We start from the raw sequence: 15,052 nt of genomic DNA on the forward strand, positions 1-15,052 counted from the left end.
TACGGACGGCTGGGTCAGTTGCCCTTGGCGGCTTCCTTGAGCTTGGAGCCCGCGGAGACCTTCACGCTGTAGCCGGCCGGGATCTGGATGGGGTCGCCGGTCTGCGGGTTGCGCGCGGTGCGAGCGGCACGGTGGGTGCGCTCGAAGGTCAGGAAGCCAGGGATGGTGACCTTCTCGTCGCCCTTGGCGACGATCTCGCCGACGGTCTCGGCGAACGCGGCCAGCACGGCGTCGGCGTCCTTGCGGGTCACCTCGGCGCGGTCGGCCAGCGCGGCCACCAGCTCACTGCGGTTCATGTTGTTACTCCCGTGTTTTCTTGCCGTTGAGGCGTGCCACGCGGCGGAGCCGCATGTTGGGCACAGCGAAGCCGATGCTGCCAGGGTCCTCGGTGGGTCCCCATACCCGGGTCCTTCGTCAGACCCTCGCGCCCAGTGACGCATCCTGCCTCCACCTGCGGCGGGAAAGCCAATCCGGCACCCCTGGGAGTCACACGAACACCCTTGGGAGTCACACGGAAGCGCCACCGCAACGGCATGGTGACGCGCTGTTCACCACCGGCGGCGACCCGCAGGTCGTGGCAGGCCTGAGCCTGGCCGACACCCTAAAGGGCGACCGGGGGCCCGGGCCCCGCGACGCGCCGTTGTCCATGGCGTCCGTGGCCACCGTCACAGCTGCCGCGGGTTCGGGCCAGAGCGAGAGGCCGGCCGACACCGGCATGAGCGACACCTGCCGGGGGCCAACGCCCGCATGAGCGACAGCCGCCGGGGCCGACGCCCCACCTGGGCCGCCGCCCACCGGGGACCACGCCCACCGGGGACAGCGGCACCACGACCGGAGCACAGACCCCCGCACCCGCCGACCGAGGCTCAGACCGTCGCGCCCGCCGCCCGCGCCGCGTCCCGGACCGCTCCGGCCACCGCGCCGGCGACCTTGTCGTTGAAGACGCTCGGGATGATGTAGTTCGGGTTGAGCTCGTCCTCGGTCACGACGTCCGCGAGGGCCGTCGCGGCGGCCAGCATCATCTCGGTGTTGACGGTGCGGGACTGGGCGTCCAGCAGGCCGCGGAAGACGCCCGGGAAGACCAGCACGTTGTTGATCTGGTTCGGGAAGTCGGAGCGGCCCGTGGCCACGACCGCCGCCGTCTGCCGGGCGACCGCCGGGTCGACCTCGGGGTCGGGGTTCGCGAGCGCGAACACGATGGCGCCCTCGGCCATGGCGGCCACGTCGTCGCCGTCGAGCACGTTCGGGGCGGAGACGCCGATGAAGACGTCGGCGCCGCGCACGGCCTCCTTGAGCGTGCCGGTGAGGCCCTCGGGGTTGGTGTTGTCGGCGATCCAGCGCAGCGGCGAGTCCGGAGCGTGGTCCGCCAGGTCCTCGCGGTCGCAGTGCACGACGCCCTGGATGTCGGCCACGACGGCGTTCTTCACACCGGCCGCGAGGAGCAGTTTGAGGATGGCCGTACCGGCGGCGCCGGCGCCCGACATGACGACGCGGATGTCGCCCATCGCCTTGCCCGCCACGCGCAGTGCGTTCGTCAGGGCGGCGAGCACGACGATCGCGGTACCGTGCTGGTCGTCGTGGAAGACGGGGATGTCGAGGGCCTCGCGGAGACGGGCCTCGATCTCGAAGCAGCGCGGGGCGGAGATGTCCTCGAGGTTGATGCCGGCGAAGCCGGGGGCGATCGCCTTGACGATCTCGACGATCGCGTCGGTGTCCTGGGTGTCCAGGCAGATCGGCCAGGCGTCGATGCCGGCGAACCGCTTGAAGAGGGCCGCCTTGCCCTCCATGACGGGCAGCGCGGCCTTCGGGCCGATGTTCCCCAGGCCCAGCACGGCGGAGCCGTCCGTCACGACCGCAACGGAGTTGCGCTTGATGGTGAGGCGGCGCGCGTCCTCGGGGTTCTCGGCGATCGCCATGCAGACGCGGGCCACACCCGGCGTGTAGACCATGGACAGGTCGTCACGGTTGCGGATGGGGTGCTTCGACGCCATCTCGATCTTGCCGCCGAGGTGCATGAGGAACGTACGGTCGGAGACCTTGCCGAGCGTCACGCCCTCGATGCCGCGGAGTTCCTCCACGATCTCGTCGGCGTGCGCGGTGGAGGTCGCCGCGATGGTGACGTCTATCCGGAGCTTCTCGTGCCCGGACGCGGTCACGTCGAGGCCGGTCACCGAGCCTCCGGAGGACTCCACGGCCGTGGTGAGCTGGGAGACCGCGGTTCCGCTCGCGGGCACCTCCAGCCGGACCGTCATCGAGTAGGAGACGCTGGGCGCCGTTGCCATGACCGACTTCCTCTGCTTTCAGCTGGAGCTGTGTAGTGCCGTTGGAGCGATAGTGCCGTCCGATCGTCGCACCTACTCCGGAGTACGTGGTAGCCGCCTACGGATTGCGAACGTTTTGTTCGTTGATCAAGCAACGTCAAGCGAGATCAAGCCGGTTCAAGCCGGTTCAAGCCATACGAAAGAGGCCCGCATCACCAGGTGATGCGGGCCTCTCGCACGCTCAGTGACACCGACCCGCCATGCTCGCCTCGCGGCAAGTGGTCGCTCGAAGCGACGAAGGTTGGGCCCGGGGGCTTGGATCGGGCCGGTGCCACACCCAGGCTAACAAACAGATCCCGTAAGGCCATTCCCGTCTCGGGAGTTCATCCAAAGGGCCCTGACACGGGCCCTCACACGGCCCTCCGGCTCAGTCCCGGAGCAGATCCGGCACCCCGTGCGCGTCCGGCTCGTCCCGCTCGCCCGAGACCACGGTGAGCTGCTGCGTCGCCCGGGTCAGCGCCACGTACAGCACACGCAGCCCGGCCGGGGACTCGTCGGCGATCTCGGCGGGCGAGACGACGACCGTGGCGTCGTACTCCAGGCCCTTGGCCTCCAGGCTGCCGAGCGCCACGACCCGGTCGCCGAGGCCGGCGAGCCAGCGGGCCGCCTCCTCGCGCCGGTTCATGGCGACGACGACGCCCACCGTGCCGTCGACACGGTCGAGCAGCCGCGCGGCCTCCTCGCGGACCGTACGGGCGAGTGACTCCCCCACCACGGTGAAGCGCGGCTCGACACCCGTCGACCGGACGGCTGACGGAGACTCGGAGCCGGGCATCGCCAGCGCGAGCACCTTGGACGCGAGCTCGGCGATCTCGGCGGGGTTGCGGTAGTTCACGGTGAGGGTGAAGCGGCGGCGCGGGCGGGTGCCCAGGGCCTCGTCGCGCGCCTGAGCCGCCTCGTCCGGGTCGGACCAGGACGACTGGGCCGGGTCGCCGACGACCGTCCAGGTGGCGTGGCGCCCCCGTCTGCCCACCATCCGCCACTGCATGGGCGTCAGGTCCTGGGCCTCGTCGACGATGACGTGCGCGTACTCGGTCCGCTCCTGTGCCAGGCGCTCGGCGCGCTCGCGCTGCGACTCCTCGCGTACGGGCATGAGTTCCTCGAGGCCGGTGAGCTGGTCGAGGGGGTCGAGCTCGCGCTTCTTCTTGGGGCGGGCGGGCAGACCGAGGACGGCCTGTAGTTCGTCCAGCATCGCCACGTCGTGCACCGACAGCCCGTCCCGCTTCAGCGAGCGTGCGACACGGCGCACCTCGCCGGGGGTGAGGATCCGCCGGGCCCAGCGCCCGAGGCGGCGCTCGTCGGCCATGGCGGCCAGCACCCCGCGCGGGGTCAGCTCGGGCCACCAGGCGTCGAGGAACTCGATGAAGTCGTCCTCGCCGGTGATGTCCTCGTCGAACGACGACCGCAGCTCGGCGGCCAGCTCGGGGTCGGTGTGGCGGGTCGCCGCTCCGGACCGCGCCCATAGGGCGTCCAGGAGCAGCCGACGGGCGCGCGGGCGCAACAGGTTGACGGGGGCGGTCCCGCTGAGCGCGGAGTGCCGGATGCGCTCCAGTTCGTCGGCCTCCAGTTCGAGCCGCCGCCCGAAGGCGACGACCCGCAGCCGGCCCGGCGGATCGTTCAGTTCCAGCGCGCCCCGGGCCGCCTTGCGCAGCACCTTGAGCATGCGGTGCGAGCCCTTGGCGCGGGCCGCGGACGGCGCGTCGTACAGCGTGGCCGCGGCGCCGTCGACCAGGGATCCGATCGCCCGGATGGCGACCTGTCCCTCCTCGCCGAGCGAGGGCAGCACGCCCTCCGTGTAGGCGACGAGCAGTGGGGTCGGCGAGACGATCAGGATGCCTCCCGCGTACCGGCGCCGGTCCTGGTACAGCAGGTACGCGGCCCGGTGCAGCGCGACGGCGGTCTTCCCGGTGCCCGGGCCGCCCTCCACGTACGTCACCGAGGCGGCGGGAGCGCGGATCACCAGGTCCTGCTCGGCCTGGATGGAGGAGACGATGTCCCGCATGGTGTGGCTGCGCGCCTGCCCCAGCGCGGCCATCAGGGCGCCGTCGCCGATCACGGCGAGCTCGTGCCCGTCCAGGGCGGCCTTCAGCTCGGGCCGCATCAGGTCGTCCTCGACGCCGAGCACCCTGCGCCCCTTGGAACGGATCACGCGACGCCGTACGACGCGTCCGGGGTCGACGGGTGTGGAGCGGTAGAACGGGGCCGCGGCGGGCGCACGCCAGTCGATGACGAGTGGCGCGTACTCCTCGTCCAGTACTCCGATGCGCCCGATGTGCAGGGTTTCGGCGATGTCGGCCGTACCGTCCTCGCGCACGGCGCCCTCGGCGGGTTCCACGGCCGTGTAGGCGCCGTCCGGCCCCTTCTTGCCGTCCTTGCCGCGGAGCAGGTCGATCCGGCCGAAGAGGAAGTCCTCGTACTCGTTGTTCAGCCGGTTCAGGTGGACACCGGCCCGGAAGACCTGGGCGTCCCGCTCGGCGAGTGCGCCGGGCGTGCCGACGTGTCCGCGCTGGGCGGCGTCGTTCATCAGGAACTCCGCCTCGTGGATCTTCTCCTCGAGGCGCCGGTACACCCGGTCCAGGTGTTCCTGTTCGACGCTGATCTCGCGTTCACGGACGGAGTCGTGAACCGAGCCGAGCGCGATCTCCTGTTGAACCTGAGCGGCCACCGGGCCCCCTTCTGACGTGCTGGGCAGCCGTCAACCGTACGCGAAGGGGACCCCGGGAGGCTATGCGTCCGCCCGGGGTGTGTTCACAGGTCCGCCGCAGGACCCCTACGAGGTCTGCGACCGGACCCTTCGGAGTCCCACTTGTCCCGCATGCCCTACATGTCGATCTCTGCGAGCTTCTTGCCGTCGAAGGTCATGACCTCGAAGTGGTCGATCTCGTTCGGCTCCATGGCCACGCCGCCGTGGGTGTACAGCGGCTCCTTGGCCTCCGGGTCCTTGGAGTTCTTGATGCCGTAGCCCCGGTTCGGGACCGCCCAGGTGGTCGCCGTCTCCCGCTCGCCGTTCTTGCCGACGGCGATCAGGGAGCACTTCTCGGGCCCCTTGACGTTCGACAGCTCGATGACCGCGTGGGTGCCCCATGCCTTGGCCTCCGTGGCGACCGTGGCGGTGACGCCCGTGGACTTGTCCGTCGCCTTGACCTTGTCGGTCATGTGCGTGAACGCGTCCTTGGCGGGGCTGGCCGCGAGGGGCTGGTTCTGCTGCCCCGACTCGTCGCCGCCCGTCGTCGCGAACACGGCGGTGGGACCGCCGACGATCAGTGCGACGCCGGCCGCCAGCATGTAGAAGCTGCGCCTCTTCTTCGCGGCACGCCGCTGGACGACCTCGCCGACGAGCCGGTCCGACATCTGCTGACTCGGTTTGACCGCCAGCGACTCCCCGATGGCAGGGGTCCCCTGCGCACCGGGCAGGTCCGCGAGCGCGGCCAGCATCGGTTCCATGCCTGCCAGCTCGTCGAGCTGCTGGCCGCACCACTCGCACGTGGCGAGATGCGCCTCGAACTGGGTCGCCTCGGCGTCGTCCAGTATCCCGAGGGCGTACGCGCCCACGGTCTCGTGAATGTCTCCGGGGCCGCCTCCGCCCTGTTGGGCTCCCCCTACTGGACCGGAGCCCCCGGTTCCGTAACCCCCGTACGTATTCATCATGCCGTCACCCCGCGCTCCTCCAGAGCCAGTTTCATCGACCGCAGGGCGTAGAACACCCGTGAGCGCACCGTTCCACTGGGGATGCCGAGCGTCTCGGCCGCCTCATTGACCGTACGCCCCTTGAAGTACGTCTCGACCAGGACCTCCCGGTGGGCAGGGGTCAGGTCGTCCAGCGCATCCGAGAGTGTCATCAGCCACAACGCCTTGTCGATCTCGTCCTCCGCGGGTATGACCTCCAGCGGCGACGGGTCGACCTCCTGCGGCCGGGCTTGCCGACTGCGGTGGCCGTCGATGACGATGCGGCGTGCGACCGTCACCAGCCAGGGGCGTACCGAACCGGTTGCTCGATTGAGCTGACCGGCATTCTTCCAGGCACGGATGAGCGTCTCTTGCACGACGTCCTCAGCGCGCTGCCGGTCGCCCGCGACCAGACGCAGCACATATGCGAGCAAAGGTCCCGCGTGTTCGCGGTAGAGCGCGCGCATCAGCTCCTCGTCGGGCTCTGAGGGCTGTGACGCGCGATGTCGTGCCCTGTGCGGGCGTTCATCGGCCACAGCGGGATCCTTGCGCACGGTTACCTCCGGTGTCCGGGGGTTCCCCCAGTCGGTCGCTCATCTCGAGTTACGTAGGTAACCAGGACTGTGTTCAAAGTGCGGCCACAACTTTCCTGATCGGGGTGTGAGTTGGGGGGCAGCAGGGGGACAAGGGGCCCAATTCCGTCCCAACTGCGGCACGAGATGGAAGGAATTGTGAAGAGATGAATCCCATGCTGTGAAACTCGCCACGTTTGACTCTCGGTGCGTTCGGGAATGCGGCTCAACTGACACGAGTCACAAAGAAGTTGATAACCCGTGAGAAGCGTTGGCAGTCACGGACAAGCCGGGGCAAACCGTCGTCGCGGCGGCGCCGCCGGGAGATGGCCCTACGCGCGGGCCAGCGCCGCCGCCCGCCTCCGGTGTCGGGCCACTCGTTCACGGTTGCCGCACGTTTCGCTGGAGCACCATCGGCGTCGGCGTCCACGGGACGTGTCGACGTACACGATGGGGCAGTTGTCCCCCGCGCACTGCCGCAGGCTCGCGCACGCGGCCGGATCGGTGAGCAACTCGATGGCGTCCCGGGCGACGACGGCCAGCAGGGCCGCGCGGCCCGGGGTGCCGTCGAGTGTCCTGACCAGCGCGCCGTCCGCCGTCCGTACGACCCTTGGGGCGGGGGTCGCCGCCCGCGCGAACTCGTTGAGGCGGGCGAGGGCGGCCTCGAAGGAGCGGGAGTCGAAGCCCGCACGGCCCGGCTCGCGCCGCACCAACTGGCCGATACAACCCCGGAGTTCGCTGAAGTGTGCGAGCCAGGACATGTCGGCGCCCGTCAGGTGGGTGCCTGGTGGCACGCATCCCGCTCCCGTGATCCACGCCCGCAGTCGTTCCACCGAGTTGAGCTGTTCCTCGGGATGCGTGGTCGCGAGGAGATCCAGGCAGAGCCGTCCACAGTCGAAACGCGGCTCGTACGAGGCTGTGGCCGTACCCAATGCCATGTGCCTGTCACCGCCTTGGGGTGCGGGTGAATACGAACGCCGTTCGATGAGTTCGTACCCCCTGCGGCACCTGTCCGCACATTCGCCTCCGGCGGTTGGGCGGGTTCGTCTCGTCTGCGGGGTTCTGTTTGTGGGCGGCTGCGGGTTCGTCGTGGCTGGTCGCGCAGTTCCCCGCGCCCCTAGAAGCCGTGCCCGCGCCCGGCATCACAACGCACCGGCAGCCGCGTACGCGCGCAAGGGGGTGCCAGGAGGTTTTGTGGGCGGCTGCGGGTTCGTCGTGGCTGGTCGCGCAGTTCCCCGCGCCCCTAAGAGCCGTGCCCGCGCCCGGCATCACAACGCACCGTTGCCCCCCCCCGCACCGGCATCACAACGCACCCGCAGGCGCGTACGCACGTGAGGGGGTGTGCCGGGAGGTGTCCGCCCGCAGTGGCCGGCGTCAGCCACCGAGCCCTTCATGTACCCACCGCACCGCCGGACCGAGGACGGAGACCTCCCGGGGCGCCCCCGACCCACGAACCAACCGCAGGCGCCCAAGCCACAACGGCGGGGCAGACACTCGACGACCGGCGGGGAAGCGCGCCCCTCAGGGGCGCGGGGAACTGCGCGACCAGCCGCAACGGACCCGCAGCCACAGACGGGCGCAACCAACGACGAACCCGCCGCCGGAGGCTCAGACGTCGGCGTACTTGGAGTCCGCAGCCGGGTCCAGGGCCAACCGGTACCCCCGCTTGACCACGGTCTGGATCAGCTTCGGCGTACCCAGCGCCGTACGCAGCCGTGCCATGGCCGTCTCCACGGCGTGCTCGTCCCGCCCGGCCCCGGGCAGCGCGCGCAGCAGTTCCGCGCGGGCGACCACCCAGCCCGGCCGCCGGCACAGCGCCCTCAGCAGGGACATCCCGGCGGGCGGCACGGGACGCAGGACCCCGTCCACCATCACCGCGTGTCCCCGGATCTCCACCCGGTGCCCGGCGATGGGCAACGTACGGGCGCGGCCGGGCAGTTCCTGGCAGAGCAGCTGGACCAGCGGTCCGAGCCGGAACCGCTCGGGCTGAACCGTGTCGACGCCCCGCGCCTGCAACGGCAGCGCGGTGACCGGCCCCACACACGCGGGCACCACATCGTGGTTCAGCGCGGCGAGCAGCTCGGGCAGCAGCCCCCGGTCCTCCGCCCGCGACAGCAGCGACGCCGCCGCGGGGGCACTGGTGAAGGTCAGGGCATCGAGCCCACGGCTCACCGTCGCATCCAGCAGACGGTCCAGCGGGCTCAGATCCTCCGGCGGCATCCAGCGGTAGACGGGCACGCCCACCACCTCCGCTCCCCCGGCCCGCAACGACTCCACGAACCCGGGCAGCGGCTCGCCATGCAGCTGAATGGCGACGCGGCGGCCGTCGACGCCTTCCTCCAGCAGCCGGTCGAGCACCTCGGCCATGGACTCCGAGGACGGTGACCAGTGCTCGGTCAGCCCGGCGGCCCGGACCGCGCCCTTCACCTTCGGCCCGCGCGCGAGAAGTTCCACCTCGCGCAGCCGGGCCAGCAGCTCCTCGCCGATCCCCCATCCGTCGGCGGCCTCGATCCAGCCGCGGAAGCCGATGGCGGTGGTCGCCACCACGATGTCCGGGGCCTGGTCGAGCAGCTCCTTCGTCGCGGCGAGCAGCTCGCTGTCGTCGGCGAGCGGCACGATACGCAGAGCGGGCGCATGGAGGACGGACGCGCCGCGTCGCTGGAGCAGCGCTCCGAGCTCGTCGGCCCGTCGCGCGGCCGTCACGCCCACGGTGAACCCGGCGAGGGGCCCGTGGTCTGGTGGTCGCTGCTGTTCGTCGTACATGTCTCGTCCCGCGGTCGAGTCGTTGCCGCAAGTGCGGCAACGGTTACGTGCCGAACGAGCCTGTCAACGGCGCGTGACAGACTCGGTTCGGGTTTATGTCAGCGGTGTTACCGATACCGCCTCATGTGAAAACAACGGATGCGAACGCGCCGTCCGGCACACCTCGTCCGGCACGCGCCCCGGGGCGGCTCTCCCCGGGGCGTCGGCATTGTCACACCTCGGCGTAGCTGAGCTGCGGCTTCGCCTCCGTCGTGGCGGTGGCCTCGGCCTTGGCGCCCGCCGGCCGGCGAAGGTATACGGCCCAGGTGACGACGAAGCAGAGGGCGTAGAAGGCGAGGAAGGAGACGAAGGCACCGGTGCCGGAGCCGACGGTGAGGAAGGACTGGCGGAAGGCGAGGTTGATGCCGAGGCCACCGAGCGCGCCCACCGCTCCGATGATGCCCATGGACGCACCGGACAGGCGGCGCCCGTACGCGGCGGCCTCCTCACCCTCCAGCCCCTTGGCGAGGGCCTTGGCCTGGAAGATGCCCGGGATCATCTTGAAGGTCGAGCCGTTGCCGAGTCCGCTGAGCACGAAGAGCGCGATGAACGCGGTGGTGAACAGCGGCAGCGACTTCTGCATGGAGGCGATGACGATGACACCGGTGGCCGCGGCCATGGCGACGTAGTTCCACAGGGTGATCTTCGCGCCGCCGTAGCGGTCGGCGAGCGCGCCGCCCACGGGCCGGATCAGCGAGCCGAGCAGCGGGCCGATGAAGGTGACGTACGCCGCCTGCAGCGGGGTCCGCCCGAACTGGGTCTGCAGGACCAGGCCGAAGGCGAAGCTGTAGCCGATGAACGAGCCGAAGGTGCCGATGTAGAGGAAGGACATGATCCAGGTGTGGGCCTCCCTGACGGAGTCCTTGGCGGCACCGGTGTCGTTCTTCATGTGCGCGATGTTGTCCATCTTGACCGCGGCGAGCACGGCGGCGAGGACGATGAGGGGGATGTAGATCCCGAGCAGCACGCGCGGACCACCGCTGGCACCGATCACCGCGAGGCCGACGAGCTGCACGACCGGCACGCCGATGTTGCCGCCGCCCGCGTTGAGGCCGAGGGCCCAGCCCTTCTTCCGCAGCGGGAAGAAGGCGTTGATGTTGGTCATGCTGGAGGCGAAGTTGCCGCCGCCGATACCGGCGAGCATGGCGCACACCATGAACGTGGTGTACGAGGTCCCCGGCTCCATCACGATGAACGCCGCGACGGTCGGGATGAGCAGCAGGCTCGCGGAGACGATCGTCCAGTTCCGCCCGCCGAAGAGGGCGACCGCGAAGGTGTAGGGGACGCGTGCGATGGCGCCGACCAGGGTGGCCATCGACACGAGGAAGAACTTGTCGGCGGGGGTGAGCCCGTACTCCGGGCCCATGAAGAGCACCATCACGGACCACACGGTCCAGATCGAGAACCCGATGTGCTCGGACAGCACGGAGAACCACAGGTTGCGCCGGGCGACCTTCTCGCCGGTCTCGTTCCAGAAGGTCTCGTTCTCGGGATCCCAGTGCTCGATCCAGCGGCCTCCCCTGCTGGGGGCGGGGGATGTGCTCGGGGCTGTCATGGCGCCTCCACGGCTCTCCGGTGCTCAGGGTCGTACTAAGAAGTGGTGAGGGGTGATGACTCCCGAAGGTAGGGAGGGCTCGTTTCCTGTACGTGGCACCGAGTGACCGGAAAGGAACGTTGCTCTCACGAGCGCGCGGACCCGTCGGTGAGGACAGGTCCGCGCGGGGGTTGTGTCGAGGGTAGGCCGGTGTCTGCCCGGTCGGGCGGGGTTCAGACGCAGGTGGGAGTGACTCCGCTCACGCCGCCTCGCACAGCGTCCGCGCTCCGGCCACCTGCCAGGTGCCGAGCTCGGCGGCGGGGACCGTGGGGACCGCCGCCCGGCCCTGCCGGAAGACGAACAGCCGCAGTACGACGAACCGCCCGATCCCGGCCAGCCCGCACGCGGAGAGATACACGGCCTGCTCGACCAGCGCACCGGGGGTCTCCTGCACCAGGTGCAGTACGGCCATCGCGGCGCAGGTCACCAGGTACGCGGCCGCCGCCGACCCGGCGGACCGCAGGTGCTCGCGACGGCCGGCCCGGTGTCCGCTCCCGAAGGTGAACCGCGCGTGCAGCTCGGTGGCGATCACGGTGGACACGACGGTCACGACCGCGTTCGCCGCCACCCAGGGCATCACCGCGGCCAGCACCACGACGGCCCCGCTGGACAGGAGGCCGACGCCACCGCCGCAGAGCACGAAGCGGAGGAAGGCGGCGAACGGTCCGGGCGTCGTGCGAGGCCGACGAAGTCCGCGCGTCGTGTGGTCCAGCTGCTCCATCATCGAACCCCTCCCCGTTTCGTACGCCGTGCGCCGATGCGAACACTGTACGCACTGCGCACGCTGTGCGCAACCGGCTACGGGTCGGAGGGGGCGGCGCGTGCGTGAGCGGCACGACGAACGCCCCCGTCCGACCGACGGGGGCGTTCATTCACGTAAGGAGCTCAGGATGCCTACGGACTCAGGGGCCGGCCTGCCCGTCCTGCCCTCCCTGAGGGGCCGGCGCCACCGAGCCGAGCCTGAGTTGCTCGGTGATCTGCACGAAGGCCGCCCGCAGGTGCTCCGGGATACCGAGGGCCACCGCGGCCTGCTCGGCGGACAGCCGCGGCTCGCCCGCCGTCGCGCCCGCCCCGGGAGGCGCCGAGGCCTGCGGCAGATCCGCCTCGGTCAGCCTGCCGGAGCGGATGAGCACGTCCCGGACCGGAATGCCGAGCGCACGGGACAGGCCGCGCATGGTCTCCAGGTCGGGCATGCTCTGCCGCTGAAGCAGCCGGGTGACGGCCGCCCGGTGCACACCGGCGTCCTCGGCCAGCTTGGTCCTGCCACCGCCGCGCGGGCTGTCGATGTCGTAGCCTCGCCGGCGCATCACCGCCTCGATCCAGGCGGCGAACTCCTCGACCTGCTCGGCATCACTCTTCATCGGTGAATGCTCCCCTCGCTCACCCCCATCGTAACGTTCGCGCGCACACGTACTGAGCGGTTGCGCGCACGCACGAGTAAAGGTTCGGCGAGGGTCTTCCGTCAACCAGGGCCCAAAAACAGGGCCAAAAAGGGAGGTGCGACGCAGCCATCGAACTCCGTTGCGACCTCGCTCGCAACATGTACCCTGTGTGCGAGCTCGCAACAATCCGTTGCCGCTTCCGCCCACCTCATGGATCGGAGGGTGTCCGCCATGACACCGGACCTGGCCGCCCAGCACACCGCCCGCGCCGCCCGCTGGATCGACATCCTGCGACTCCAGTTCCCCGAGTTACTCCGGGAGTTGGCACCGGGGCGCCCGGGCGGCGGCACCCACTCCCGCCCTCCTCTGGGCCAGGCCGCACTCCGGGCCCTCGCCGAGCGGGACCGCGCGGAGCGTGCCGAGGCGCTGCGCGGGGAGCAACTGGGCATCGCCCCGCTGGGCCCGAGCTCGGCCCCTGTCCGCCTCCATGTCTCCGACGCCATCCGGGACATCACCGACGGGATCGTCGAACTGGAGGAGGCGGTGCACGAGAAACTCGGGCTCGGCCGGCCCTCACGGGCGGACGTGCCGCGGCGCCTGGTCCGGATCGCCGCACTGCTCTCCGACCTCACGGAAGACCCCGTCCTCGCGCGGCACGTCCTCGACGAGTGCCGCCGGATGGCCCGCCGCTGCGGCCGAACGCTCGGCGACCCGGAGACCCTGGTACGCCTCGGCGGCCGCTGCCCGTGGTGCGACTCGGTCTCCCTGCGGGTCATGCCCGCCCGGCGCACGGCCCTGTGCATCAACCCAGGCTGCCGCTGCACGGACGAGGAGTGCCCCTGCGCGGCGGACCCCGCCCACCGGCACACCTGGACGGAGACCGGCTGGGCCCGGCTCGCGGCGGAGACGGGAGCCGACATGGAGGAGATCGCGGCACTGGCCGACACGGCCGACGAAAGGGACGGCGGGCTCGGCGGGGCGGGTGCCGCCTGATGCCGAACTCCCTTCCCGGGCCGACCGGTTCGACCCCCACCCTGGTGACCGGCGCGGCAGCCGCCACCGAGGCGGGGGTGACCCCCGCGACCGTACGCAAATGGGTTCAGCTGGGCCGCCTCCAGGCCGCCGGGAGTCAGGGCCGGACCCATCTCTACCGGCTTCAGGACGTGTTCGCCGCGGAGCGGGCCACGCGTGGGCGCGGCCGACGTGGCTGACCCGCCAATCCCCCTGTGCCCCGTCACACCGGATGGTGTGACGGGGCATCGTGCGTTTCGGGCCTCGTATCCGCATCCGCACCCGCACCCACACCCGAACCCGCATCACGGAAAGAAGAAGTTGCGCGCGCGCTCGCAACGTGTCACAATGGATGCAGCGGCGGAGCTGTGCCCACAGCGGGGAACAGCACCGCCGTTTCGCGTATCCCGCATCTCTCCGATACGAGAAGGGAGGTCTCACCGTGGCCGATCCGACGGTCACCTTCCCGGATGTCGAGCGACTCGTCGTCGACTTCCTGGCCGACCGCGCCGAACTCTCCGCCGCGACCGTGGACAACGTTCCACCCGGCGGTTTCGACGGCACCCAGCAGGTCGTCCTGGTCTCCCGCGCCGGCGGGGCCTGGGTCGACGACCAGCACCTGGACCAGCCGCTCGTGGACCTGGAGGTCTACGGGCCCACCAAGACCGCGGCCCACACCCTGGCCCTGACCGTCCGCTCCGCGCTTCTCGCGCTGCGCGGCACCGTCTACGGCACCGCGCAGGTCTCCGACGTCATCGAGGCCGACGGCCCGCGGTGGCTGCCCGACTGGAACCGGTCGGCGGCCAATCGTTACTACTCCACGGTGCGGGTGCATATCCGCCCTTCGTAAGCGCGTAGGCGCTCCGCTGGGAACGCGGTTGGGTCACTGCGGGTCCGCTGTGGCTGGTCGCGCAGTTCCCCGCGCCCCTATGGGGCGCGATCCCCGCACCGTACGTAGGTAGCTCTCTCCAGATCCGGCCCCGTCGCCCGGCGGGGCCTTCGTCATGTCACCACCACCTCACCACCACTCACAAGGAGTTCCGCATGGCAGGCAACAACGCCAACGAGATCCGCGTCGCCGGGACCGGCCGCATCCTGGTCGCCCCGGTCGGTACGACCGCGCCGGCCGACGTCACCACCGCGTGGGGGGCCGCCTGGAAGGACCTCGGCTACACCTCGCAGGACGGCGTCAAGCTGGCGAAGAAGGACAAGCTCGACCCGGTCGAGACCTGGCAGTCCGTCTCCCCGGCCCGGTTCATCTACTCGGACCGCGACCTGACGGTGAAGTTCCAGCTGCTCCAGCTGAACGAGGACACCCTGCCGTTCTTCATGGGCGGTGACGCCGTCGCGGAGACCGCGGCCAACTCCGGTCTGTACAAGTACGAGCTGACCGCCGACCCGAAGTTCAACGAGAAGGCGATGGGCATCGAGTTCAGCGACGGCAAGGACATCACGTACCGCTTCGTCATCTCGCGCGGCCAGGTCACCGAGACCGAGGAGCTGTCGCTGACCCGTACCGCCTCCATCAAGCTCGGTGTCACCTTCACCGCGCTCGCGGTCGACAACACCAAGCCGCTGGCCACCTTCCTGATGAAGGACCCGGCGTACAGCGCCGCGTCCTGACCCGTCCGACCCGCGCCGCCCCGCCCGTGATGACGGGTGGGGCCGCCCCTCGCGGGCGGGGCCGGGACGTCACCCCTCCCC

Annotated in this window: 14 protein-coding genes; 4 read left to right on the forward strand and 10 right to left on the reverse strand. The window is 70.6% G+C overall.

What is annotated here, in order from left to right:
* Nucleotides 1-14 precede the first annotated feature (14 nt).
* The 10 genes from FNH08_RS07220 to FNH08_RS07265 form a co-directional block, all read right to left on the reverse strand.
* A complete protein-coding gene (locus tag FNH08_RS07220) occupies nt 15-296 on the reverse strand; it encodes an HU family DNA-binding protein (protein ID WP_006139383.1) in 282 nt (93 codons plus the stop codon).
* Nucleotides 297-866: 570 nt separating this feature from the next.
* The gene (locus tag FNH08_RS07225) at nt 867-2,282 is read right to left on the reverse strand and encodes an NAD-dependent malic enzyme (protein WP_152770410.1); all 1,416 of its coding nucleotides are present in this window, start codon (nt 2,280-2,282) and stop codon (nt 867-869) included.
* 406 nt (nt 2,283-2,688) lie between these two features.
* A complete protein-coding gene (locus FNH08_RS07230; protein ID WP_322723924.1) occupies nt 2,689-4,986 on the reverse strand; it encodes a HelD family protein in 2,298 nt (765 codons plus the stop codon).
* Nucleotides 4,987-5,141: 155 nt separating this feature from the next.
* On the reverse strand, nt 5,142-5,969 hold the full coding sequence (locus FNH08_RS07235) for an anti-sigma factor family protein (protein ID WP_152770412.1): 828 nt from the start codon (nt 5,967-5,969) through the stop codon (nt 5,142-5,144).
* The gene (locus tag FNH08_RS07240; protein ID WP_322723925.1) at nt 5,966-6,541 is read right to left on the reverse strand and encodes a sigma-70 family RNA polymerase sigma factor; all 576 of its coding nucleotides are present in this window, start codon (nt 6,539-6,541) and stop codon (nt 5,966-5,968) included. Before FNH08_RS07240 ends, FNH08_RS07235 begins: the two co-directional genes overlap by 4 nt.
* Nucleotides 6,542-6,891: 350 nt before the next feature.
* Nucleotides 6,892-7,497 carry a CGNR zinc finger domain-containing protein gene (locus tag FNH08_RS07245; protein WP_152770413.1) on the reverse strand — a complete coding sequence of 202 codons (606 nt, stop codon included), beginning with the start codon at nt 7,495-7,497 and terminating at the stop codon, nt 6,892-6,894.
* A 670-nt stretch (nt 7,498-8,167) separates the two neighbouring features.
* A complete protein-coding gene (locus tag FNH08_RS07250; protein WP_152770414.1) occupies nt 8,168-9,322 on the reverse strand; it encodes a uroporphyrinogen-III synthase in 1,155 nt (384 codons plus the stop codon).
* Between the two features lie 211 nt (nt 9,323-9,533).
* The gene (locus FNH08_RS07255; RefSeq protein WP_152770415.1) at nt 9,534-10,916 is read right to left on the reverse strand and encodes a nitrate/nitrite transporter; all 1,383 of its coding nucleotides are present in this window, start codon (nt 10,914-10,916) and stop codon (nt 9,534-9,536) included.
* 238 nt (nt 10,917-11,154) lie between these two features.
* A complete protein-coding gene (locus tag FNH08_RS07260; RefSeq protein WP_228033956.1) occupies nt 11,155-11,679 on the reverse strand; it encodes a GtrA family protein in 525 nt (174 codons plus the stop codon).
* Between the two features lie 178 nt (nt 11,680-11,857).
* Nucleotides 11,858-12,316, reverse strand: coding sequence for a helix-turn-helix domain-containing protein (locus tag FNH08_RS07265; protein ID WP_152770416.1), 459 nt, complete (start codon nt 12,314-12,316; stop codon nt 11,858-11,860).
* A gap of 252 nt (nt 12,317-12,568) precedes the next feature.
* On the opposite strand from FNH08_RS07265, the gene FNH08_RS07270 reads away from it, so the two are divergent.
* The 4 genes from FNH08_RS07270 to FNH08_RS07285 all read left to right on the forward strand — a co-directional run bounded on the left by FNH08_RS07270 (nt 12,569) and on the right by FNH08_RS07285 (nt 14,971).
* Complete coding sequence (locus FNH08_RS07270) at nt 12,569-13,330, forward strand: hypothetical protein (protein ID WP_152770418.1); 762 nt, start codon at nt 12,569-12,571, stop codon at nt 13,328-13,330.
* Entirely contained in the window at nt 13,330-13,548 is a 219-nt protein-coding gene (locus FNH08_RS07275) for a hypothetical protein (protein WP_152770419.1), read from the forward strand. The genes FNH08_RS07270 and FNH08_RS07275 overlap by 1 nt, the downstream gene beginning before the upstream one ends.
* Nucleotides 13,549-13,790: 242 nt before the next feature.
* Nucleotides 13,791-14,198: a hypothetical protein gene (locus tag FNH08_RS07280; RefSeq protein WP_322723927.1), complete on the forward strand. Its 408-nt coding sequence runs from the start codon at nt 13,791-13,793 to the stop codon at nt 14,196-14,198.
* A gap of 194 nt (nt 14,199-14,392) precedes the next feature.
* On the forward strand, nt 14,393-14,971 hold the full coding sequence (locus FNH08_RS07285) for a phage tail tube protein (RefSeq protein WP_152770420.1): 579 nt from the start codon (nt 14,393-14,395) through the stop codon (nt 14,969-14,971).
* Nucleotides 14,972-15,052: the final 81 nt, after the last annotated feature.

Origin of the sequence: Streptomyces spongiae, assembly GCF_009377185.1 — a bacterium.
Classification (GTDB): Bacteria; Actinomycetota; Actinomycetes; order Streptomycetales; family Streptomycetaceae; genus Streptomyces; species Streptomyces spongiae.

Excerpts from the sequence above, each read along its gene's own strand:
- FNH08_RS07275 (WP_152770419.1), top strand. The coding sequence starts at position 13,330 with ATGCCGAACTCCCTTCCCGGGCCGACCGGTTCGACCCCCACCCTGGTG.
- FNH08_RS07270 (WP_152770418.1), top strand. The coding sequence starts at position 12,569 with ATGACACCGGACCTGGCCGCCCAGCACACCGCCCGCGCCGCCCGCTGG.
- FNH08_RS07265 (WP_152770416.1), bottom strand. The coding sequence starts at position 12,316 with ATGAAGAGTGATGCCGAGCAGGTCGAGGAGTTCGCCGCCTGGATCGAG.
- FNH08_RS07255 (WP_152770415.1), bottom strand. The coding sequence starts at position 10,916 with ATGACAGCCCCGAGCACATCCCCCGCCCCCAGCAGGGGAGGCCGCTGG.
- FNH08_RS07260 (WP_228033956.1), bottom strand. The coding sequence starts at position 11,679 with ATGATGGAGCAGCTGGACCACACGACGCGCGGACTTCGTCGGCCTCGC.
- FNH08_RS07250 (WP_152770414.1), bottom strand. The coding sequence starts at position 9,322 with ATGTACGACGAACAGCAGCGACCACCAGACCACGGGCCCCTCGCCGGG.
- FNH08_RS07285 (WP_152770420.1), top strand. The coding sequence starts at position 14,393 with ATGGCAGGCAACAACGCCAACGAGATCCGCGTCGCCGGGACCGGCCGC.
- FNH08_RS07245 (WP_152770413.1), bottom strand. The coding sequence starts at position 7,497 with ATGGCATTGGGTACGGCCACAGCCTCGTACGAGCCGCGTTTCGACTGT.
- FNH08_RS07220 (WP_006139383.1), bottom strand. The coding sequence starts at position 296 with ATGAACCGCAGTGAGCTGGTGGCCGCGCTGGCCGACCGCGCCGAGGTG.
- FNH08_RS07225 (WP_152770410.1), bottom strand. The coding sequence starts at position 2,282 with ATGGCAACGGCGCCCAGCGTCTCCTACTCGATGACGGTCCGGCTGGAG.
- FNH08_RS07235 (WP_152770412.1), bottom strand. The coding sequence starts at position 5,969 with ATGATGAATACGTACGGGGGTTACGGAACCGGGGGCTCCGGTCCAGTA.